Annotated in this window: 11 protein-coding genes; 3 read left to right on the top strand and 8 right to left on the bottom strand. The window is 60.6% G+C overall.

Annotated elements, in window-relative coordinates; translation table 11 throughout:
• Nucleotides 1-67 precede the first annotated feature (67 nt).
• Genes CKA38_RS11000 through CKA38_RS10990 form a run of 3 tightly spaced genes read right to left on the bottom strand, consistent with a single transcriptional unit; the run spans nucleotide 68 to nucleotide 12,147 of the window.
• Nucleotides 68-2,731, bottom strand: coding sequence for a TonB-dependent siderophore receptor (locus tag CKA38_RS11000; RefSeq protein WP_108825522.1), 2,664 nt, complete (start codon nucleotides 2,729-2,731; stop codon nucleotides 68-70).
• A 57-nt stretch (nucleotides 2,732-2,788) separates the two neighbouring features.
• Complete coding sequence (locus CKA38_RS10995) at nucleotides 2,789-9,937, bottom strand: autotransporter-associated beta strand repeat-containing protein (RefSeq protein ID WP_108825521.1); 7,149 nt, start codon at nucleotides 9,935-9,937, stop codon at nucleotides 2,789-2,791.
• Complete coding sequence (locus tag CKA38_RS10990) at nucleotides 9,934-12,147, bottom strand: tetratricopeptide repeat protein (protein WP_108825520.1); 2,214 nt, start codon at nucleotides 12,145-12,147, stop codon at nucleotides 9,934-9,936. Before CKA38_RS10990 ends, CKA38_RS10995 begins: the two co-directional genes overlap by 4 nt.
• Nucleotides 12,148-12,413: 266 nt before the next feature.
• Here CKA38_RS10990 and CKA38_RS10985 point away from each other — a divergent pair, with 266 nt between their 5' ends.
• The 3 genes from CKA38_RS10985 to CKA38_RS10975 all read left to right on the top strand — a co-directional run bounded on the left by CKA38_RS10985 (nucleotide 12,414) and on the right by CKA38_RS10975 (nucleotide 15,740).
• Complete coding sequence (locus tag CKA38_RS10985) at nucleotides 12,414-13,550, top strand: LacI family DNA-binding transcriptional regulator (RefSeq protein ID WP_108825519.1); 1,137 nt, start codon at nucleotides 12,414-12,416, stop codon at nucleotides 13,548-13,550.
• Nucleotides 13,551-14,144: 594 nt separating this feature from the next.
• Nucleotides 14,145-14,390 (top strand): hypothetical protein, encoded by a 246-nt coding sequence (locus tag CKA38_RS15460; RefSeq protein ID WP_152032820.1) that lies wholly within the window; start codon nucleotides 14,145-14,147, stop codon nucleotides 14,388-14,390.
• 102 nt (nucleotides 14,391-14,492) lie between these two features.
• The gene (locus CKA38_RS10975; protein ID WP_108825517.1) at nucleotides 14,493-15,740 is read left to right on the top strand and encodes an MFS transporter; all 1,248 of its coding nucleotides are present in this window, start codon (nucleotides 14,493-14,495) and stop codon (nucleotides 15,738-15,740) included.
• On the opposite strand, the gene CKA38_RS10970 is transcribed toward CKA38_RS10975, so the two are convergent.
• From CKA38_RS10970 to CKA38_RS10945, 5 genes are all read right to left on the bottom strand, one after another.
• Nucleotides 15,734-17,197, bottom strand: coding sequence for a polysaccharide lyase 11 (locus tag CKA38_RS10970; protein ID WP_152032819.1), 1,464 nt, complete (start codon nucleotides 17,195-17,197; stop codon nucleotides 15,734-15,736). The two genes, CKA38_RS10975 and CKA38_RS10970, sit on opposite strands and share 7 nt — an antisense overlap.
• A 393-nt stretch (nucleotides 17,198-17,590) precedes the next feature.
• Nucleotides 17,591-19,255 carry a dihydroxy-acid dehydratase gene (gene ilvD / locus CKA38_RS10965; protein WP_108825515.1) on the bottom strand — a complete coding sequence of 555 codons (1,665 nt, stop codon included), beginning with the start codon at nucleotides 19,253-19,255 and terminating at the stop codon, nucleotides 17,591-17,593.
• A gap of 258 nt (nucleotides 19,256-19,513) precedes the next feature.
• The gene (locus tag CKA38_RS10955) at nucleotides 19,514-20,428 is read right to left on the bottom strand and encodes an MBL fold metallo-hydrolase (protein WP_108825513.1); all 915 of its coding nucleotides are present in this window, start codon (nucleotides 20,426-20,428) and stop codon (nucleotides 19,514-19,516) included.
• Nucleotides 20,429-20,501: 73 nt separating this feature from the next.
• Nucleotides 20,502-21,341, bottom strand: coding sequence for an SDR family NAD(P)-dependent oxidoreductase (locus CKA38_RS10950; protein ID WP_161554861.1), 840 nt, complete (start codon nucleotides 21,339-21,341; stop codon nucleotides 20,502-20,504).
• Complete coding sequence (locus CKA38_RS10945) at nucleotides 21,338-22,777, bottom strand: YlbE family protein (RefSeq protein ID WP_108825511.1); 1,440 nt, start codon at nucleotides 22,775-22,777, stop codon at nucleotides 21,338-21,340. The genes CKA38_RS10950 and CKA38_RS10945 overlap by 4 nt, the downstream gene beginning before the upstream one ends.
• Nucleotides 22,778-22,779 lie beyond the last annotated feature (2 nt).

Raw genomic sequence — 22,779 nt, 5'->3', positions numbered from 1 at the left:
CGCGGGCATTGCACCGGGCCGCCGCCCGTGCTGTGGAATTGCTTTTCACGGTATGGGCCCTTGTGGATTAAAACTGCACGCTGTAGGTGCCGAGGAATGTGCGACCGTCGCCGACACCGCGAGAATTGGTGACGTAAAGTTCGTCCAGCACATTTTTGACATTGAGGTTGACGCTGTGCGTGGTTTTGCGGCCGAAGATGGAGCAGCGGAATTTGTAGCTGATGAAGGCGTCAATGAGATAGACGGAGGGCACCATGAGATCGCGAACGCCGCTGTTGTATCCGACGGGCTGCATGTCGCCGTCCTCCGACTTGAGGGTGAAGGCCTTTCCTTTTTCGGCGCGGCAGGTGCCGATATGCTGATATTTGGCGCCAAAGTTGAGCCCCTTGAGGATGCCGTTTTGGAACGTGTATTTGGCGGAGAAGGTGACGATGTCGGAGGGGACGTTTTCATAGGAGCGTCCCTGAAGATCCTTGTCGGCCCCGGCGTAAATCCATTTGGCGTTGGTGTGGAAATAGCCGGCTTTCACGAAGAGGGAACGAGTGACGTAATAGTTGATGTTGGCCTCCATGCCGCGGCTGAGGATGTTGCCAACGGCCTGGCTGTAGCTCTCGCCGGTGAGGGGGTCCTGCTCGCTCCGGGATATTCTTTTCTGGCTGATGTAGAAGCCGCCGACCGTGCCGGTGAGCTTTTCGTTAAGGAGCGAAAATTTGACACCATAGTCGTAGCCCCAGGCTTCCTCATTGGGGAGAACGACAACTTCCTTTTGCTTTCCGTTGACGGTCTGGCCGGAGGGATTGAAGGAGCTGCTGTAATTCCCATAAAACTGAATGCCGCGGACGGCGCGAACGTTGAAGCCCGCGCTTGGCTTGAAAGCCGTCGAGTGCCACCTGGCGGTCCTGTGTTTGTAATCGGCGTGATACCAGGGTTCGTATTGCGGGTATTGTTTGACCGACCACGAGGGGAAACTTTCCGTTTCGTAGGTGTAGGTGACGTTGTCGAAGCGGGCCGAGGCGTAGAAGATGGCCCTTTGCCAGAGGATCATTTGCTGGCGCATCATGACGCCGAAGACATCGCGGCGATTGCGGGTGCTGGAGCGTTTTACGTAGGTATCGCTGTTGAAGTCGGGAACGTGATAGATGTCGTATTGGGAGTATTTGTCGAAGTCGATGTAGACGGTCTCGCGATCAATGGGGTTGACGACGGGCATCCAATAATTGGCCCAGAAGTATTGCTCTGAAATGTAGTGGCCGTTGACGTAGGTGCCAATGGTATTCGGATCCCAGGGGAAGACGCTCGGATCGACGGCGTTTTGTGTGGATGGCCCGCTGGTCGGGTTGGAGACGGGGGCGTTTTTGAGGGCGGCGGGCATGGCCCAGCGCTCGGAGTATTGATAGCGGGAGGAAAAGTCGAAGGTGAACAGGGTGCGGCATTCCGCGTTTTTGTTGCCGAAGAGATTGTAGCGCGCAAGGATGTCGCCCTGAACGCCGCCGTTGTCCTGATTGTTGATGTCGTAGCGGGGAGCGGTAAAGGAGGAGTCCGAGGTTTGCGTGCGGGAGAGGCCCCAGAAGCTGGATGAGTAAGGGTTGTTAACATCGGCGTGGTCGGGATCGGGATCGTAAACGGTGAGAGGCAACTTGTTGAAGGCACGCGAGTGCTTGTAGGTGTAGCTGCCTCCCAGTCGCCAGGAAAAGACCGAGTTGATGCGCTTTTCGAGTGTGGCGAAAATGCTGTAGGTGTCGGTGTCCTCCCAACTGTTCGATCCGGTGCCGCTCGTGTCCGCCAGCTCCCATGCGAGGCCATAGAACCGCCCCGTGGAGGACGCGGTGGCGCCGGTTTCGGGGTCATAGTATTCGTTTTTGTAGTTGGAGTCGAAGGTGTAGGGGATGCGGTTGGCGGGAGCATCGTTGCGCCGGAGGGCTCCAGTTATGTCCACTTTAAGCGAAGTGCTGGAGTTGAATTTGTGGAGGAGGCTCGCGCCGAAGGAGGTGGTGGTGTTGCGGCGCCAGGGTTGGTCGAACTTGCGATCCTTATATTCGATGGTGCCATAGTAGCTGGTGTTTTTGGCAATGGGTCCCGTGCTTTCGATACGGGAGTTGATTTGGTTGTAATTGCCCATGGAGACGCGAACGGATTGGGAGGGTTTGCTTTTGGGCGCCTTGGAGACGGTGTTGATCATGCCTCCGGGGGCGGTCTGCCCGTAAATACCGGCGTTGGGTCCCTTGAGAACTTCGGTGCGGTCGGTGAACGAGATGGGGATGGGCGTGCCGGCGGGCATCCAGAATCCGTTGAAAAGCTGGCCGTTGGCACGGATGCCGCGGATCATGCTTTCGTTGCCGGCGTCCTGGTCAAACGTCATGACGCCGCCCTCGACGATTTCGCTGAAATCATTGATGGCAAAGTCGTCGAAGAACTCACTGGTGACGAAGTCAATGTTGAAGGGCAGGTCGATAACCTTGGTGGGCATGCGGCTGCCGGTCATGGACTCGTTGGCGACATAGCCGGTTTGCGACCCGGCGCTGACTTCGAATACGCTGAGTTCGATGATGTCGTCGTCCTGGCTTTTGTTATCGTCGGACTGCGCGGTGGTCGTGGTGACGGGAACGGCGCGCGTGGCGGTTGACTGGGCGGGCTTGACGGCTTGGGCGGGAAGCGCGATGGCCAGGGCAAGCGTGGCGGCTGGCAGGAGCGCGGTTTTCAGGGCGCTGGTGGTGAGGGTAGTAAGCTTCATGGTTTTAGTGTGTTTTGGAAAGGTTTCGGGTTTTTGGCATTGACGGGTGAGGCTGCGTTACCAGCGGAAGCGCATGCCGAAATCGAGGGAGAGGCTTCCGATTTTGTTTCCGTAGAAGAACGAGACGCCGGCGCTTGTCTCAATCCAGTCGGCCATGCGGAACATAACGCCCATATCGACCTGCCCGGCGGTTTGAGAGAGGTTGTTCGAGTAGTCCGTGCGTCCGTAGTGGAGCGTGGTCTTGGTGCGGAACTCATTATGAACGCTGAGGCGCAGGCGGGGAATGACGGTGATGCTGCCCGCGCCATCATACTTGCGCCAGACGAGGAGGCCGACCCGGCCCGAGAGGGAATCGATTGAGTCGAACGTGAACGGCCGTCCCAAACTGTCGGAGGCGCTGTTGATTTTGTGTCGTTGCACAACGCCCTGGATTTGCGGCTCAAGTGTCCAGCTTATGGACTCGAAGTTAATGGCGTAGGACATCTGGACCGATCCGCCGACAGTGGTGCCATCAAGCTCGAAATCGGGCGCGTTGGCGACGGAGATGGTGTAGTCGTCCTTTGAGGCGCGGGCTATGAGATCAAGTGAGAATGCGCCGCGCTGATAGGAGCCGTAGATGCCGCAGCCATACACCTCGGCCTTGGTTTTCGCGATGCCGGTTTGCTTGAGCTCGGATGACATATAGTCGCCGAATATACCCAGAATGAAACGGGTGTCGTCTCCGCCGAAATCCGAATAATCGAGGCCGATCTGCGCGCCGTGAGAGGAGACGTCGGAATCCTTGTAGGTGGAGCCCCGGATTCTGTCGCCGGTTTTCAGGCCGTGCAGCCAGAGATCCATGCCGTGCCGCATGTTGCTGGCACTGTCGAGGCGGAGGTCGACGACGCGCTGGTTGAGGGAGTCGATCGTGGTTTTCCCAACGAGATATGCCGTGGCGTCAATGGCGATTGTGGCGGGGATTTCCGGGGAGACGGCGGCGCCGAGGGTGGTGATGTTGCCGGCCGTGTCCACATGGGGAATGAGTTCGTTGCCGTCGGCATCATAAACGCGATTGGGGTAAACGCTGCGGACAAAGGCGTCGGCAGCCATGTCGCCGGTGGCCTCAATGAGGGCGACCCCGGACATTTGCGCGACGATATTGTTCACCGAGGGGACGAGTATCGGGGTGAGCGCGCCACCGACGCCGCCGGTGCCGGAAGGGGTGACGGAGGAGCCGGACATGGCGAAGATGAGGGTGTTTTGCCCGGTGACGTTTCCGTGGACCGTGAGCTTGTCGTGCGCGGCGACGAGGCCGTCGTCGTCGAGACCGATGCGAATGGTGATGGAACTCGGGCGTCCGTAAAGGACGGTGGTGCCGCTGTAAATGGCGGTTTCGCCGACGAGGTTGCCGCGGATGTGCGCATGCGTGCCCGGGGTTGCGCCGCTGCCGATGTAAAGGTAGCCGGCATTGGTGAATGTGCCGTTGCCGGAGCCGAGGGTGAGTGTGGCGCCATTGAGGTAAACATTGCCCCTGCTGAAGAGGCTGGCGACGGTCTGGTCGAAACCTTGGAGATCGAGCGCGGGGAATGTGGTCGTGGTGGCGGAGGAACCGCCGTTGATGGAAAAGTCGGAATTGGGCGAGAGAACGTCTGCCGTTCCCGCGCGGAGGGTGCCGGTGGCGACGGTGGTGGGACCGGAGTATTCGGATGCCTTGGTGATGGTGAGGGTGTTGGAGCCGAATTTTGTGATACCGCCCGTGCCGATGATCTCGGCGTTGAGTGTGCCGGAATTGGCGCTGTTGATGGAGAGGGTGTTTGCGCCGAGGAATATGGTGTTGGAGACGGTGATGTTGCCGGTGTTGAAGGAGAGCGTGCCGCTGGCTCCCGCGACATTAAACGCGCCGGTGCCGAGGGCGTTGTCCGCGATCATGGAGATGGTGCCTTCCTCAAGGTTTGTGTCGCCGGAGCGGGTGCTGGCGGCTCCGAGAGTGAGCGTGCCGTCGCCTTTTTTGGTGAGCAAGCGGGGGGTGCCGGTTTCGGAGACCTCGCCGACGGCGAAGACTGTCGCACCGTCAACGGTGATTGTGGCGTCGGCCCGGAGCTCGACATTGCGGTTGGAGCTGCCGGCGTTGCCCGTGGTGGCGGTGACGTGGAGTTGCCCGCCGTTGAAGACGATGGTGTTGGAGCCGCCGCCGAGGTTGGCGGATTCGGCAATGTCGAGGGTGCCGCTGTCGATGCGAATGTTACCGGTGTTGGCGCTGTTGTTGCCGGCTAGCGTGAGGGTGTTGCCGTCGCCCGGATTGACGACGAGGTAGATGCTGCCGGCGTGTGCGTAGGCGATGGTGCCCGTGGTGTAGGTGAAAAGGTCGTTGGCGCCTATGACGCCACCGGAGGTGCCGGTGTAGGAGAGGGCTCCGGGGAGCGAGTCCCAGCGCGTGGCGGTCGTCTCATCAGCGACGCCAGTCCCGGTGGAAATGTCGAGCCAGCCGCCGGCGAGGTTGATGTCTTTGCTGAAGGTGGAGGGCGCGGCGATGTCGCGGAGCCGGAGAATGCCTTCGGTGATTTGCGTGGCGCCGGCGTAGGCAATGGCGTCATCCCCGACAAGCGTCAGGGCGCCATCGCCTGTTTTGTTGATGCCGCCGGGACCTTGGATGGCGGCGGTGACGCGAAGCTCCGTATCCTCGCCGATGATGGCGATGGCGGCCAGGTCCGAGGAGGCTGCGCCGAGGGTGACGGTGCCGGAGAGCACGGTGGTGGCGTCGGGCGCGCTGGTGAGAATGGCGTCGTTGGCGAGGTGGAGGTTTGAGACATCAAGGGCTGCGTCCGTGGAGTCGAGGCCAACTACAAGGGCGGCTCCTTCGGCGATGCTGACTTTGCCGGACAGGGTGCCGGTGGCCGCGAGGATGGTGTCGGTGGCGGCGTCCACGGCGGCGGCAAATGGCACGGAAGAAGCGAGTATGAGAACCCCTTCGTTGAGGGCGATGGTGCCCGTGCTGGAGGTTCCGTCGCCGGTGAAGGCCAGCGTGCCGGAGCCCGCCTTGGCGAGGACGCCGCCGCCGCCGAGGGTGCCGGTCAACATGAGTGCGTTGGCCTGGGTGTCGATGGCGCCGGTTTTGCCGGCGAGGACTTGAATGTTATTCCCAAGTATCATGGCGTCGGCATCGGCGCGGAGGGTGGCGTCGCCGTCAAAGGTGATGAAGGCGGTGCCATCGGTCACGATCTGGTCGGCGGCGTTGAAAGCGATAACGCCACCGGTGATGTCGATGCCACCGGTGAAGAGGTTGGCGTCGTTGTCAAAGGTGAGGGTGCCCGAACCGGTCTTGACGAGTTTGCCCTGCGCGGTGGCGAGGTTTTCGCTGAGGGCGTCTTGAATGACGCTGGCGGCGCTGGCTTTGATGCCCTGGCCGGTGAAGGTGTAATTCGCGTCGCCTTGGATGATGATATCGCCGACGGACTGCTGGCTGGAGCCGAGAATGTTGATGGTGGACGAGACCGTGGAGGCGCCGGCAAAGATGACGGTGTCGCCGGAGCCGAATTTCGTGACATTGTCGGAACCGCTCCAGTTGTCGGAGCCGATGTCCCAGCCGGAATTACTGGAGCCTGTCCATGTGATGTTGCGGGAGTAGTCGGCCGAGTAGCGCAGGAGGAGATCGGCGGAGTTGGTGGCGCTGGTGACGATGCTCGCGCCCTGGCGGGCGCCGGGGATTTGAGAGAAGCCGTTGAGGGTGACAATGGTGTCGGGGGTGTTGAGAACGGAAATGTTGCCGAGGTAATAATCGCCGCGCTGCGCGTCGCCAAAGATGTCGATGGTATTGGAGCCGGTGGCCGTGAGAGAGGAGACGTTGAGAGTGTCGGAGTTGTTGTAGCCGGTGGCAGCGTTGGTGCCGCCATAAAGTCCGAACTTGAGGGTGGTGTTGTCGATGGCGACCGTGCCGAGTGTGAGCGTGGAGGGAGAGGTTCCGTCGCCCGCCTGAATTGAGGCTCCGGAGGCGGCGGTGAGGCTGCCGGTGGCGGTGCCGCTGCCGGTGAGCGCGGCGTTGCCGGTGAGGGTGATCGAGCCGCCGAGGGCCGCCGTGGAGTCGAGGGTGAGGACGCCGGCATCGATGGTAATGGCTCCCGTGTAGGCGAGGCCGTTGCCAGCGAAGGTGAGGACGTTTGTGCCGGTCTTGAGCATGTTGCCGGAGCCGGAGAGGTCGCCGGTGAGCGTGAGGCCGCGGGCGGAGAGGTCGATGGTGGCCGTTTTGGCGGGGTTGATTACGATGGCTGACGCGAGGTTGATCGGGGAGGTGGCGGCGGACGGGTTGGCCTTGAGCGTGGCGTCGCCCGTAAAGGTGATGGCACCACCGGGCCCGGTGGCGAGCTGGTCGCCGCTGTTGAAGGCGAGTGTGCCCGCGTCGATGTCGATGCCGGCGGCAAAGGTGTTGGCGGCGTTCGCGAAGGTGAGCGTGCCCGCGCCGGTTTTGACGAGTTTGGCGTTGGCGTCGGGGGTGGTGAGCGTGGTGTCGGAGGGAAGCGCGGAGGTGGTGATTGAACCGCCGGTAAAGGTGTAGTCGCGGCCCGAATCGGTGTCGATGGCGATGCCGGCGGCTTTGACGCCGGCGGCGGCGACCGCGATGGTGCCGGACGCGACGGAGGGGAAAGTCACCGTGTCACCGTTGCGGAAATAAAACTCGTTGGCATCGGCGTCGGTTGTCCAGTTGGCGCCGACATTGTCCTGCCAGATGTTGCCGGCGGCGGCGTTCCATTTGACGGCAAGGTTGCTCATGGTGGAGGCAAAGGAGAGGCTTTTGCCATCGGGGGAAAGGGCGATGGGGCTGGTGATGGTGTAGCGGGTGGTGAGCGCGGCGCCATTGGATTGGAGTTGGTAAACCGGGGTGTTGGCGGTGATGACGTTGTCGGATGTGATGAGCGTGTAGGTTCCGCTGCCTATGCCGGTGATGTCGAAGGTCTGCGTGCCGGCAAACGTGAGCGAACCGTTGACAACGAGCTGGTCGTAGGTGTCGGCGGCCCCGGTGGAACCGACGAGGTCGTAGTAATAAGTGGTGTCGCCGAGGGTGAGGTCTTGGGCGAAAACGAGTTTTTGGGCAGTGGAGGCGTTTTTGTCGCCGACAAGAATGCTGGCGTTGCTGTCAATTGTGACGTTGTCATTGTAGGTGCCGTGCCCGCCGAGGGTGGCTCCGGCGGAGACGGTGAGCGAGCCGGCGCCGCTTCCCCACTGCGCGCCGCCGGTGAGGCGAAACACGCCCTCGGTGACGGTGGTGGTGGCGGTGATGTCGTTGGTGTTGCTGCCTGCGACATGGTTGGAGGGCACGCCGAAAACGACATCGCCGAGGCCGGTTTTCCTGACTGTGAGCGTGGTGGTGGAATCGGCTCCGGCGAGGCCGCCGTCAAAGGAGATGACGCGGCCCGCGTCGGCGTTCAGGGCGAGGGTGAGGTCGTTGGCGGCGAAATAGATATCGTTGGGGACGCCAGTGGTGAAATCGGCGGAGAGAAAACCCGCGGTGCTGTCACCGGAGCCGCCGTGGATGAGAAGGGCGTCGAGAGCGCCGGCGAAGGTTACCTTATGGCGGTTGCCGGTGAAGGTGATGTCGCCTTCGAGCGCGTTGAGCGAAATGGTGCCGGAATTGCCGATGTAGATGGCGCCGCCGAGCCCGGCGGCATTGTTTTTGAAGAGGATGGAGGAACCGGCGCTTTCGGTGCTGAAGAGCATGGAGTTGTTGCCGCTTTGGGCGGCGTAGATGGCTCCGCCGTAGCTTGCGGCAAGGTTGCTTTCAAAGACACCGGTTGAGCGCAGTTCCACACGATTGGACTTGCCCGTGCTGAAGCCTCCGTTTGAGGCGGCGATGGCGCCGCCGCTGAAGCCTGCCTGATTGCCGAAGAATGTGAAGTTGCCTTGAAGCATGTAAACACTGCCGCCGACGCGGAAGGCGCCGCCTTGCCCCTTGGTGGCGGCATTGTAGGAGGCGTTGATGGTGGAGTTTTTCGCGTCGAAGATGAGGTTGGAGGTATTTTTATTGTCGTTGATATGGATGGCTCCGCCGCCGTTGCCGGTGTTGGAGGTGTTGGAAACATTGCGTGTGAAGGTGAACGCGCGGTTGCCCGTGAAGGTGCTTGCGGGATCGTCAACAAAGCGGACTTCCGAACTGCGGGAGTAGATGCCGCCGCCGATGCCGCTGGAAAGGTTTCTGACAAAGCTGGCGAAGCCCGAACCGCTGAAAATGAGGGGAGTGCCGGTGTTGGCATAAATCGCGCCGCCGTTGTGTCCGGTGGAGATGGCGGTGACCTTGCCGTTGGCATCGGCGGCGGTCGCGCCGCCGACGTTGCCTTCAAAGATGGCGTTGCCGTAAAATTCGATGGTTTTTTGGGTGATGGTGGAACCGGCAAGGTTGTTGCCGGAGTTAATCGCGCCGCCCTGGCCGCCTGCGATGTTGTTGAGAAAGGAAACGTCGTTTTTAAAGGCGAGCGCAAGGGTGCCCGTCGCGGTTGAGCCGATACTGAGCGCAATGGCGCCCCCGTGGTATGAGGAGAAGGCCAGTCCGTCCGCAGTGCCGGCGTAATTGGAGTCGAAGATGACCGCGCCTGTGAAGATGAGGCCGCTTGATCCGGCTTGCATCGCGCCGCCGACGCGGCCCGCCTTATTGTTGTAAAAAATCGCGTTGCCGGCCACGGTCACGTCGGGGGTGTTGACGGTGCCTCCGTTGATTCTCATCGCGCCGCCGCTGCTTGAGGTTCCGGCGTAGCCGTTCGTGAGCATGACGTTGTCGAGGTTGATAACATAGTTCGAGCCTTGGGCGGTGTTGGTGGGCTCGGAAATGGCAATGAGTCGGCGGCGGGATGCGGCAGTGTCACTAGCATTGCCGTCAATAACGGCCCAGACGGTGCCGTCGCCCGACGCGGGCTTGATCGTGATGCCGCCGCCCGCGGTGGCTCCTGCGAGGGAGATGGCGTCGTTGCTGGTGCGCAGCACGGGGGTGCCGAGCGTGACGGTGCCGGTGACCTGCGTGCCATCGGGCGCAGTGTGGGTATGGGTGTAGGTGGTGGTGTTGGTGCCGATGGCGACAAGGATGTTGTCACCGGGGCTGGTGGCGCCGGAGCCAAGGCTCCCGTTGAAATCAACGTCGGCGGCAACGGCGGGTGTGGTGGCGGCAAGGAGGAGGATGCCTGTGAGGAGCGGCGCGGCGGCGACGCGCGCGAGGATCGTGGGTTTGGGTTGTTTTTGGGCGTTCATGGTTGTGTAAAATGTGCGACGGAGGAGGCCCTCCGCCGTTGTTCGAGGAGGGCGTCGAGTTGTTCCTTCGCCCAGACGAAATCGGGCTGGATGCGGAGCGCCTCGCGCTCGCGGTCGATGGCTTCGTCGATGCGACCGACCTTGGCGAGGGCCTCGGCGTAATTGTGATGGAGGGGCGCCGAGCGGGGCTGGAGTGCGAGGGCTTTTTCGAAGTGGGTAATGGCGTCGGCGGGGCGTCCAGTCTCGACGAGTGCGATGGCGAGGTTGTGGCGCGAGACGAAGAGAGCCGGGTCGAGTTCGAGGGCGCGCTCAAAGTGGGGAATACTTTCGGCGGAGCGGCCAAGCAGCATGAGCGCGTTTCCCCATCCTTGCCGGACGAGTGCGTCCGCGGGCTTGAGGCGTGCGTGCACCTCGAAATAGGGAAGCGCCTCTTCGGAGCGCCCGAGGAAGACGGCGTAGCGGGCGACATTGTCGATCGCGAGCGCAAGCGAGGGATCGAGCTCGGCGGCTTTTTTATAGCAACGAAGCGCCTCGTCGGGATTGTTTCCCATGGCGGCGAATATGTTGCCGCGGTTATTCCATGCGGCGGCGAATTCGGGGTCCATGCGTAGCGCCTCGTCGAGTTGGCGCATGGCTTCGTCGTAGCGGCCGATGGCGCAGAGCACGTTGCCGTAATTGCTGAGGGCCTCCGCATACGAGGGGCGGAGCTTGAGCGCGCCGCGGTAGTCGCGCATGGCGTCCTCGTAACGCCCGAGATTGTAGAGCGCGTAGCCGCGATTGTTGAGCGTCACATCCATCCCGTTCTGGCCGAAGCTGAGCGCCTTGTCGTAATACAGGAGGGCGTCGTTGAAGCGGCCGAGTTTGGCGAGGGCGTAGCCGTGGTTGTTGTAGGCCTGCGTAAAATCGGGCTTGAGGCGGACGGCCTCGACGCAGAGGGCGATCGCCTCCGCCGCGCGTCCGTCATCAATGAGGGCGTGGGCGAGGTTGTTGCTGGCGCGCGCGCGGTCTTTTTCCGGAAGCTTGGCGAGAGTGTCGGACCAGATGGCAAGGTTGCTCTGGTATGCGAGGTTGCGGTGAAAGGTGAGCGCGCCCAAGGCGATTGCAATGACGGCGAAAACCTGGACGGCTTTGCGTCCGCCCAGCTTCCACACGCCCATTGACGCCAGCACCGCCAGCGCCGCGAGCGGCAGATACATGCGGTGCGTGGCGATGGTTTGCGTTGCCACGGGAATAAAACTCGACGTGGGGGCGAGCACCGCGAAAAACACAATGCCGAGAAAGCCGAGCTTGGGTTTGCGCACGCAGGCCCAAACGGTCGCGCCGAGGAGAACGATGATGAAAAGGCCGCGCAACCAGACTTCGCCGAGGCTCGTGACGAGTGGCGTGCCGTAATCGAAGACAAGTCCGCTCGGCCAGAACACAAGGCGCAGGTAGTGCGGGATGGCCTGGCATTGCGTGAGCAAATAGGTCCACACGGAAACCTCGGTGTTGAAACCGGCGGTCATGCCGCGACTGCCGGTGCGGAGCGCGAGCCATGCCGTCAATATCCACGTGGACGCGAGCAACAAATAATACGCGCGCCGCCCGGCCCACGCCTTGCGGAATGAACCTGAAACAAACGCGCGGTCATAGAAAAAAACGACCAACGGCGCCGACACCATGACTTCCTTCGAGGCCATGCCGAGAAGGCAGCAGAGGAGGGAAAGGGCGAGCCAGCCGACGTAGCGCAGACTGCCAAGTTTGCCGGTTTGGACGGAGGCAGACTTGGCAGTCTGCGTCACGACGGACGCGCCCCGCACAAAACAATACAGCGTCAGCAGATAAAACAGTCCCATCAACGACTCGGCGCGTTGCACGATATACGTCACCGATTCGGTTTGCATCGGGTGCAGCATCCAAAGCGCGGCGATTGCGGATGCGATCGGGAGCGAATCCCGCCCGAATCGCTCGCGCATCGAGGGCAACAGCAGCGTGCGTCGCACCAAACCGAAGAGTGCCAACCCCGCGCACACATGAATGAACAGGTTCACCACATGATAGCTCCACACATGGTTGCCGCTGATGGCATAATTCAAAGCCAGCGTGAAATTGACCAGCGGCCGCCCGCTGACCGTTTCGCCATTTGTGTTGGGCGGGGAAAAAGCCGTGCCGAGGCTGCGAATGCTTTCGTTGTAGGGGATCGAAAAAAGGTCGTCGAAAATGAAAGGCACCGAAAAAGTCCGGCTATATGCCAGGACCGCGGCAACGATCAGGCACGCGCCAGCTATCCAACAACGCCAGTCCCACCGACGCTCGCGTCGGGACAAAATCGTATGTTTTGGCGAGGGGGAAGACAGCACGGGGAATCGGGTGAATACACAAAGGCCAACACGTGTTAGCTTGCATGTCAATTATTTTCCCTCCATTACATGCGTCTATCGATTAACACCATTGCTTTCCGGGCTCAAAATCACCACTTTTTTACAGACACGGCATCGTGAGTAAAACAATCCACACCACCGCTGAACTAGCCAAGCATCTCGGAATATCCCGATGGGCCGTGTCGCGCGCAATCAACGGACAACCCGGTGTGAGCGAGGAAACCGTTGCCCGCGTCAGGCGGGCGATGAGCGAACTGCATTTTTCACCAAGTCCCCACGCCCGCGGATTGCGCGGACAGCGCACGGGGGTGATCGGCCTGAGCATTCGCAACCTGAACACACAAGTGGCGGTTGAAAAAATCACCCATGCGCACCACTGCATCAGCAACCGGGGATTGCATTCGCTCATGGCGATTTCGGAGGACGACCCGGTGCGCGGCACCGACATGATCAAGCGTTTCATATCCATGCGCGCGGACGGCGTGATCCTGGTGGACGCGCCGCCGCCCGAGGTGCGCGAGACGTGGCTGCAAATGCTGCGCAATGCGGAAATACCCGCGGTGATGCTTGAGCCGCGCAGGCCGGGTGATAGCAACACCGTGTCGCTCGACCGCACCGAGGCCCTTGCCAAAGTGACCGACCATTTGCTCGACTTGGGGCACCGGCATTTCGCGCTGCTGGGCATCAGCAAAAAATTTCCAATGGGCGTGCCGAGGCATGAAGGTGTGCGCAAGGCGCTCAAGGCGCGCGGGCTGGACATGAAAACATGCGTGGATGTGTTTGACATGCCGGAACACCGGCATCTGGGCATGCGCTACGGCCACGAACTGGCGGAGCTCTACCTGGCGTCAAAACGACGCGCGACGGCGCTGATCGCGCTTGATGATATGGTGGCGACCGGGGCGATGTGGGAGCTGCAGCGCAACGGCGTGAAGGTGCCGCGCGACTGCTCGCTGTTCGGATTCGACAACCTGCCCTTCACCGAGCAAATGACCCCGGCGTTGAGCACCGTGGATCACAATGTCGAGAAGATGGCCGAGGCCGCGGTGGACATGTTGCAACGCCTGATAGTCAACAACTGGGAAAGTGACGAAGCCGACGCAATCAATCTGAGCCTGCCGTCAATCCGCCTGTCGGCGACACTGGTATTGCGCGACACAACGATCGCGCCCTCCCAAGTGACGGCTCCCGTCCACGAAACACAATCTGACGGTCTGGACATGCGCAACATCACCCTGCCCACCCTCGCGTAATACTGCCCCACCCTCGCACGTCATGACGCGTGTTATCCCCGGGCAGGATGGCACGGAGCGCACCAGTGCAGCGGTTCGAATCGCGTTGCCGTCGGCGTTATGCCAAAAGGTAGTATCCAGCCTGCCCCCGCTCGACTCTTTCTCGTGTAAAACGACTTTTTAGGAACGACTAGATAAAATCAGGCTCTTGCGTTTTTTGCCCACATTATAAAAAAACAATCATCTCCTCTATGTTTTTGGGACCACCGCGTGCTTTGAAAGTCGAGCTTTCAGTCCAACACCAATACCAATACCTTTCGGATTTATCGATTTTATTGATAGCCAACACACAGTATACAATCTCCATGCTCCCAGGCATCATCGCAATGATGCTCAAACCAATTTTGAAGTTCTTGTATGGCATTCATTATTATCGAGGTAGTTCATTTGGATTAGCCGGCATCACGCCACCTAGCGTTAAAGGATCGTGACTATGCGGAGTAGGCGCGTCTGGTTGTGTATCTTTATTAAAGTGTGTGTCTGGTTTTTCATATTGAGCGTTAACTCATTTAACTACTTTCCGCGAATTGAGAGGTAATCCGGATTGGGGGTAATATGTCTCATATTTTTGAAATTTTCCCTGTATTGGGATCTATTTTAAAAGAAGTATGTGCTCCTTTGGCATTTGGATTTGCCACCGCCGACGAAGGCTACGATAGCGGTAATTTGATCGCAGTCACGCGAATGGCATCGCGCACGTTTTTCGCAGTGGTTTATCGAGGTGGCGGTGTAAATCTGCGCGACGTCGGGACGCGCGGCGCACAAGGTTTTCAAGACAACAAAAGAGCCCGCAGCATATAATGGCTATACTGTTACATTTAATTCACTATCAAACAGTCAAATATACACATACCCCAGTTTTAATTGATTTACACGTGACCGCCCTTTGCTGATTTTTAGCGCATGCCACAGGTTCCCCAACAGCAACCCCGCATCCCGTTTCGGGCATGGTATATCCTGGCGCTGGCGGGGATGGCGGGGATGATGTATTACCTCGACCGGCAGACGCTCTCGGTGCTCAAAACCACGCTCAAGGGCGTGTTCGGCTGGAGCGACATCGAATACGGCTGGCTCACCGCCATTTTCATGGTGCCTTACACGATCGGATATTTTTTTGCGGGACGGCTGATCGACCGCTTCGGCACCCGTGTGATGATGCCTGTTTTCCTTTGCACAATGTCCGCCGTGACACTGCTCACGGCCTCCTCGTCGCAACTCTGGCAGTTCGCCGCGTGCCGCATGGCGCTGGGTTTCGCCGGGGCGGGCGTGGTGCCGATGGTGATGGTGACCATCGTCACCTGGTTTCCCCATGACCGGCGCGGCACGGCCAACATGTTCAGCAAACCCTTTTCGTCGGCGGGCAACATCCTCGTGACGCCGCTGGCCGTGTCGCTGGCGACGGCGTTTGGCTGGCGATGGGCGTTTATCGTGCCCGGGTTGACGGGTGTCGCGCTGGCGTTGATGTGGATAATGGCGGACCGCAATCCGCCCCAATACACCGCGCCCGCGGCGACTTCGCCGGTTGCAAGCGCCTCCTCATCGCTGGCGTCGCTGTTGCGCAATCGCACGCTGTGGGGATTGATACTGGCGCGCGCCATCAGTGATCCGCTGTGGTTTTTCCTGATGTTTTGGCAGCCGGGATATTTGCAGGAGGAACTCGACATGTCCTTTGCAAAACTCGGCTGGGTCGGCTGGATCCCCTTCGCCGTTTCGCTGGTCATGAACATGGTGCTGAGCCGCTTTTCGGATGTGCTCATCGACCGGGGGTGGACGCCCCAGAAAGGGCGGTTGCGGTTGTTGCAGCTCACCGCGTGCCTCTCGCCCGCCATGATCATCATGCCGTTTGTGACGAGCCATGCGGGCGTGATCGCGATTCTGTGCGTGGTCCAGGCAATGGCGCTCGTGTGGTTCAATCTCACAAACCTGCTGATGGCCGACGTGATGCCCCGCCATCAAGTGGGCACGTGCGTCGGCATCATCAACGCCTGCGGCGCCGGCACGGGCGCGCTGGTGAATTTCACGGCGGGCTGGCTTCTGGCGCAGTTTGGCTACCCGGCGCTTTTTATCGCGGGCGCGCTGCTGCATCCGCTGGCGGCGGGAGTGTTGTGGTGGTTTTACCAGCGGCGGCCCGGGTCCGCGGCGGTTCAATAATTCAGAATCGGAACGCGGCCGTTATAGCCGACGGCGGAGTGGCGGACGTTTTCGCGGTAGAGCGGGTCGGCGTAACGGGCGGCCATGCCGGGCGCGTCCTTGGCGTTGCGGTCGGCCCAGATTTGGATTTTTCCGTTGCCGGTGTTGAGCATGATTTGCTCGCCGGGCAGGTCGAGGATGTGAAAGCACATGAGGGCGCCGGCTTTTTTTACGGAGAAGATTTTTTTGCCGAACCGGTCGTAAAGCACGCCGCCGGTGAATATTTCGTGGAAACCGTCGCCGTTGAAATCAACCACCCGGCCTGACGGCGGAAACTTTGGCGCGGGAAGCGGCTTGCCCGTCTTGGCCTCGTAAAAACTGAACACGGACGTGGCCGCCTTGCTGGTGTCGCCGGAGGCGCGGGCGGTGTCTCGCTGTTCCTCGGAGAGCGCGTAACGTCCGGCCATCGCGATGCGTTCGCCGGCGGGGCCGAAATTGCCAACCCAGCCGTAATGAAAGTGCCCCCGCATGTCCGGCACCGACCAGAGGCGTTTGCCATCCTGGTCGAACATCACGGCGCGGGGCACCTTGCCGTCGTCGCCCTTTTCGCGCGTTGTCCAAAAGTCCCATTTGCCCGTGGCCTTGTCGTAAACGGGCAGGACGGTGTCGGAATGGTCATACCAAGCGTCGCGGTCGAGAACGAAGCGTTCCTTGCCGTCGTCGAAATCAATGCAACGCTCGCCCCACATGAACTGGCCCGCGCCGTGGCGGTTGCGATCAAGGTCGAGGATGGCGGTCGAGTGGCTGGCGCGAGGGCCGTCGAAGTCGTCGGGATAATAGACCTCCCAGCGCTTTTTGAGGTTGGCGTCGAAGGCGCGCAGGCGCATGTCGCGGTAAGTGCCGACACCGGCGACGAGCACGGGCGCGCCGTCGCGGGCGCGTCCGCCGACGAGCGAGAAGCGCCATTTGTAACTGTTGGCCTGGTTGTGCGTAGGCTGGGGCCAGGAGATCGCGGCGGTGACTTTTCCAGTGCGCGAGTCGAGACGCTCGAGTTTATAATTTTTATAGACGAAAGGTTTCGGGCCGGTGTTGTTGACGTAATAAATTTCGTCAATGCCATCGCCGTCCATGTCGAGCGGGAGCACGGGGATGAACCATGTGCCCGGCAGCGCGTAGGTGAGCTCCTTGCGCCAGAGCTCCTTTCCGGCCTCGGTGAACACGGCGAGAAAAGGCGGATGTTTGGGAAAGAAGAAACTGCCCTCAAAAGGATCGACGTTGCTTTCCTCCGAAAAGAGAAAAACGAAACCTCGCTGCCCCCCGCCAAGATTCACGGGCGCGGCATGAGTGAGTTTGGCCGGAACGCGCAGATTGTATTCGCGGGCCACATAGGGCGCGGACCGCGGCTCCGCCGCGCGAAGGAATGAGAGATTGAATACGGAGAAAACCGCAAGGACGGCGAGCAAGGGGATGTTTTTCATGGGATTCATGCGCGGGAGTTTTTTTGGAAGGAAGTTTTTCCGTATTTTTCCATTTCGATGCATCCGAAAACGAAATGAATCAAGCCCGCGATGCTGTGTATTTTGAGCGGCGACACTTAATCGGTGGGCAAAGGCCGCCTTTCTACAAGACCCCGGAATCCGGTTTCTCTATCAATAGCATGGGGCGGGCTGACAAAAAGCGAAAACTTAGCCGGTATGCGGCATGATTGAGACGACCGAGTTGCGCCGACTGCGAAATGACGGGCGACAAGCGACATGACTCGTGCGCGCTCGCAAACAGAGAATCCTCAAGATCACAGATGATTTTGAGATGCTGGCCAGAATGCCAGCATCCCCGTTTTCGACGACTGTCCTTCGGCTATGTTGCAATACTCAAATCCACGTCGCACCCTTGGCGGTGGAGGTGACGTTGCGGGTGAAGAGGCGCAGGAAGCGGCTGTATTTGGTTTCGTCGAACTCCCATGTCACGGCGGCCTGGCGGCGTTTGATTTCCTCGTCGCTCACGTCGATGTTCATGGCGCGTTTTTCAATGTCGATGATGACTTTGTCGCCGTCCTGCACCGCGTTCAACGGGCCGCCAATCGCCGCCTCGGGCGCGACGTATCCGATGCTCAGGCCCGAGGTTCCGCCGGAGAAACGTCCGTCGGTGATGATCGCGACCTGCTTGGCGATGGACATTCCCGCGAGCTCCTTTTGGAACGCAAACGCCGTCGTGCCGAAGCGGCCCTTGGGACCGAGATAACGAATGACGACCGCCATGCCGGGCGTGATTTCTTTGCGGCGCAACGCGGCCACGGCGTCATCGACATCGTGGAAAACCTTGGCGACACCCTCGAACTGGTATTGCGAGGGATCGACGGCCGCCGCCTTGAGGATCGCCCCTTCCGGCGCGATGTTTCCGTAGAGCACCGCTATGCCCGCGGCCTTGGTGACGGGGTTGTCCAGGTCGCGAATCACGTCCTTGTTATACACGCGCGCGCTGGAGACGTTTTCCGCAAGCGTTTTTCCGTTTACCGTAGGGATGTCGGCGTGCATCAATGGCAGCAGGTTTTTCAACAGGCCGGGCAGTCCGCCCGCGGCGTCGAAGTCCTTGAAATAATAACGTCCGCTGGGCGAGATGCCGGTCAGTAGCGGGACGCGGTGCGAGGCTTCGTCGAAAAACTTCCACCAGTCGCGATCAAACCCGGCCTCGGTGGCGATGGCGGGGATGTGCAGCAGGAGGTTCGTCGAGCCGCCGATGGCGAGGTCGGTGATGATGGCGTTTTCGATGGATTTCTCGGTGATGAGATCGCGCGTCGTGATGCCTTCGTTGACCATGCGCATGATGTGGTGGCCGGCCTTGTGCGCGATTGACCAGAGGCGGCGCTTGTCCGTGGCGTCGACGGTGGAGTTGCCGGGCAGCGTCATGCCCATCGCCTCGGCGGCGCAGCACATGCTGTTGGCGGTTGTCATCTCGCCGCACGCGCCCTGCCCCGCGTGGCCGCAGCCGACCATTTCGTCGAAACAGGCGCGTTTCATGCGACCCTCCATGACTTGCCCGATGGCGTCGGAAACCTCGGTCACGCCGATGTCGCGCCCGCGGAAAATACAGTTGGGCATGTAGCCGCCCGTCACGAGCACTGCGGGGATGCCGATGCGCGCGGCGGCCATGAGGTGGCCGGGCACAATCGAATCGCACGTGCTCAACAGCACCATGCCGTCGAACAGGTTGGACTCGATGTTCAGCTCGACCTCGTCGGCGATGAGATTGCGGCTGGGAAGCTCGATGTAACGCGGATCCTTGAGCACGAGGCCGTCGCACAAGCCGGTGGTCACAACCTCGAACGGCAGGCCGCCCGCCTCGCGGATGCCCTGCTTCACGCGCTCGGCAACCTCGCGCAGATGAACGTGGCCGGGATTGTATTCATTCCAGGAATTGACCACGGCGATATAGGGCCGGTCGATTTCCTCCTTTGTATAACCGAGGCCGTATAAAATGCCGTCGCGTTTCACGGTTGCCACACCGAATTCCCATTTGCTGCGCAGTTTGTTTTTCATGGTTTATATATATTAATTTAATATTATTGTTGTGATGATTATGTTATTCGTTATTTCGAATGAGAAGCGCGCGAGAAAGCGTGGAGCGGCGCTTGCGCAAGGAGGGGCGGCGTCCCGCCGCCCGACGAGGCCAGCGGGCCTCGCCCTTCGCCGGAAGGCATGCGAATTCGTTTTTGTATTCGAAACCCAAATACGCCAGGGGCGCTCGCGCCGCTCGCGGCCGGCGGCGGGACGCCGCCGCTCCTTGCGCAAGCGTTTTCACAATGGCTCTCCCCATTGCCTCGACGGATCGATTTTCGCCAAATGCGCGGCGGCGGTGTGATAGGCGAGCACCGGAACACCCGGAGTTGTTGTTATTCCCGCATGCGCCAACATGCACCGGACGGCTTCGCGTAAATCGGGCGAATCGCCGTGCTCCGCCATGTATTCGCGTATGATTTTGTCGTAGTTATCGGAGGTGTCGCGACAGAGTTTTAGGAAGTCGGCGCATTCAGCCACGGGCACCAAGCCGGAGATCGGGTCAAACGGATGCGACGCGGCGATCATGCTCACGTTGTCTTGCGCAAGCGCCGCCTCGACGCTCGCAATCGCGAGCAGGTATGCGTCGAGGTCGAAATAAAGCCCGACGCCCGTGCTCATTGTTCCGCGCCCCTGCAGGGCGTCGCCCGTGAAGAGGATCCCCGATGCGCTGTCGTGCAGGCAGATTCCCTCGACGGCGTGGCCGGGCGTGTGAAGCACGCGCAGCTTTGAGTCGCCGAGGTCGATTTCCTGGTCGTGCTCAAGGTCGATGTCGATTTCCTGCGGATTCAGCCCCGACTTGATTTCCTGAAACGGAACAAGCGGCGCGAAACGACTGCGGATTTTGTTCAAATGGAAATAGGGATTGGCAAGCCGCTCGCGAGCCAGCTTGTGCGCGGCAAATTTCGCCTTCGTTTCGCGCATCAATCGCGCGTTTCCGCCGATGTGATCGCCGTGGATGTGCGTGTTGACAACCAGGTCGATGTCGGCGGGATCGCGACCCAGTTTTTTTATATAAGGCAACACGACATCCGTCATCGAATGGTCAAACGCGGTGTCTATGACGACGAGTTTTTCACGCGCCAGCACGAAGACGCCGGTCCACAACGAATCGAGCGGACACTTGAGCAGATGTATGCCGTTGGCTATTTCCATTGTATAAAAACTATATGATTAAATTTGTTGTATTAAAACCAGCGTGACGCACCTGTCGTAGCGCGGCATAATACTATAATTTCCAACCGCCGTCGGCGCCGCCGCCGTCGACGTAGATGATCTGGCCGGTGAGATAGCTGGACTGCTTCGACGAGAGGAAGACCGCCACGTCGCCGATTTCCGACGGCACTCCGGCGCGCCGCATGGGAATGCGCTCGCTGATGTCGGACCACCACGCGGCGTCGTAACGCCCCACGGTGAGCGCGGTTTTTATGAGGCCGGGCGCGATGCAGTTCACGCGGATGTTTTTCGACGCGAGCTCGACGGCGAGGTCGCGCGTGAGCTGGTTCATGGCCTGCTTCGCGCACGAATAGGGGACGAACTTTGTGTTAAAAACTTTCGCCGTGTGAATTGAGCCGATGTTGATGACCGAGCCGCCGCTGCGTCGGCGCAGCATGTCGCGAACCGCGAGGCGCGAATACATGACGGCGCTGAAAAAATTCTTGTCCAATTGCGAGCGCCAGTAATCGAGCGGTAGCGCGGCGAAACCGCCCTCGGGCACGGTGCCGGCGCCGCCGACATTGTTGACCATGATATCAACGCGCCCGAGTTCGGAAATGACGCGCTGCATGAACGTTTCCGTGTCCTGCTCGCTTGTCGCGTCCACGATATCGAACACCACGCGGCGTCCGATGCGGCGAACGGCCTCGGCGGTGCGCTTGGCCTTGGCGCGACTTTTGGGCGTGGCGCCCATGTAGGTGAACGCGATGTCCGCGCCGGCCCTGGCGCATGCGAGAACGATGCCTTCGCCGATGCCTTGCGCGCCGCCGGTGACGACGGCCACTTGCCCAGCAAGGAGACCTTTGGTGGAAATTGCGGCGGGGATTTTTTTTGAGGGAGTTTTTGTTTTCATGCGATTTTGGATAATTGGTTTGTGTAGGCTTCCAGTGCGTTGCCGAAACAGGCGAGGGGCACGCGCGCCACGCCGGCGCCGACGCGCAGTCCTGTCTTTGAAATCATGCCGCCGTGCACGGCGGGCTGGATGCCCGTCTCGAGCACCTTGAGAATGTCGATGCCGGCGGGGGAGCCGTTGTAGTCGAGCGCGGGCACGAGGAAATTGCGGTTGGCGGTCAGGCAGATTTCCGCGAGTTCGCGGGACTGCGCAATCGCCTCGGCATAAGTGTGCCCGAGCAGGCGCGCGACCGCGGGCGAGGCGGCGGCGGCGAAACCGCCGAGGCCGATCGCCTCGAGCACCGAGCTGTCGCCGATCCACGGGAGCGTGTCCTCGGGTTTCGCGTCGGAGGCGATGTATTGCCCCGTGAGTTGCGGCGAGGGTGCGGTGAACCATTGGTCGCCGAGCGCGCTGATCTTGATGCCGTATTCGACGCCGTTTCCGCACAGCGTAGTGACGACCGTGGCGCCCTCGATGTTTTTCATCGACTGCACCGTCGCCATCGCCGACGCCATTCCGATGGGATGGAAAAAGCGCTCCGTCTTTTCGAGGAAATCAACGCACGCGTCGCGCGCGACGTTCTGCGCGGGTTCATGTTTCATGAGCAGGAACAAGAGCTGGTTGATGAGGATGAGCCCCTCAGCGTCCTGGCGCGTGTGCGTTTCGTCGCCCATCTCGACGCCGCGCCTGATAATGGGACGGATCGCGATACCGCCCTCGGCGCGAAGGATGCGTGAGAGCATCGGGCCGATGGTGTCGTAAAGCTCGTTGAGGAATTTTCGGATTTCGGGGCTGTAGGTGCCCCAGCCGCAAAGGCCGCCCTGGTTCGGTCCCTCGAAGGGCGCGCAGAAACCGCGTTTGCCGGTGGCGCGATCCTCGACGACGTTCACGACCATCGAAGGCGTGAGGATTCCCGCGCCGGGGCCGACAATCGCGTAGTCGTTTGCCGAGGCGACCTCGACCTCGCCACGCTTGATCAACTCAATCGCGCCCTCCGCCGTATCCGCCAACCCCTCGTGAATGATGCCGTTGATGACGCCATTTTTCTGCGTCGGGCACGATTTTTCCCAGGGGAGCGGCGGGCCCGATTTGAGGATCATGTTTTTTTTCAGGCCGGGCACGACCTCGATGGCGGGCTTCATGTCGATCCAATGCGGATCGGCGTTGAGCAGCGCGTCGATTGCGCGGGCGTTTGCGGCGGCGATGCGGTCGGCGCATTTTCCGCCGCGCAGTTTGGCGAGCGAGGACTGGTGCTTGAGCACCTCCTCCGGCGGCGGCTGCCACTTTAGCTGGATCGCCTCCACGCCCTGCTCGCGCAAGCCGTCGGCAAATAATTCCGCGCCGATATTCACTGCCTTGATCGGCGCGACAAATGGATTGGTGGGATTGGAACTCATGA

This window comes from Ereboglobus luteus, assembly GCF_003096195.1.
In the GTDB taxonomy this organism is placed as follows: Bacteria; Verrucomicrobiota; Verrucomicrobiia; order Opitutales; family Opitutaceae; genus Ereboglobus; species Ereboglobus luteus.
The sequence above is the reverse complement of the archived record's forward strand: the minus strand, read 5'-3'. Positions and strand labels throughout refer to the sequence as shown.

Excerpts from the sequence above, each read along its gene's own strand:
- CKA38_RS11000 (WP_108825522.1), bottom strand. The coding sequence starts at position 2,731 with ATGAAGCTTACTACCCTCACCACCAGCGCCCTGAAAACCGCGCTCCTG.
- CKA38_RS10995 (WP_108825521.1), bottom strand. The coding sequence starts at position 9,937 with ATGAACGCCCAAAAACAACCCAAACCCACGATCCTCGCGCGCGTCGCC.
- CKA38_RS15460 (WP_152032820.1), top strand. The coding sequence starts at position 14,145 with ATGTCTCATATTTTTGAAATTTTCCCTGTATTGGGATCTATTTTAAAA.
- CKA38_RS10975 (WP_108825517.1), top strand. The coding sequence starts at position 14,493 with ATGCCACAGGTTCCCCAACAGCAACCCCGCATCCCGTTTCGGGCATGG.
- CKA38_RS10970 (WP_152032819.1), bottom strand. The coding sequence starts at position 17,197 with ATGAAAAACATCCCCTTGCTCGCCGTCCTTGCGGTTTTCTCCGTATTC.
- ilvD (WP_108825515.1), bottom strand. The coding sequence starts at position 19,255 with ATGAAAAACAAACTGCGCAGCAAATGGGAATTCGGTGTGGCAACCGTG.
- CKA38_RS10955 (WP_108825513.1), bottom strand. The coding sequence starts at position 20,428 with ATGGAAATAGCCAACGGCATACATCTGCTCAAGTGTCCGCTCGATTCG.
- CKA38_RS10950 (WP_161554861.1), bottom strand. The coding sequence starts at position 21,341 with ATGAAAACAAAAACTCCCTCAAAAAAAATCCCCGCCGCAATTTCCACC.
- CKA38_RS10945 (WP_108825511.1), bottom strand. The coding sequence starts at position 22,777 with ATGAGTTCCAATCCCACCAATCCATTTGTCGCGCCGATCAAGGCAGTG.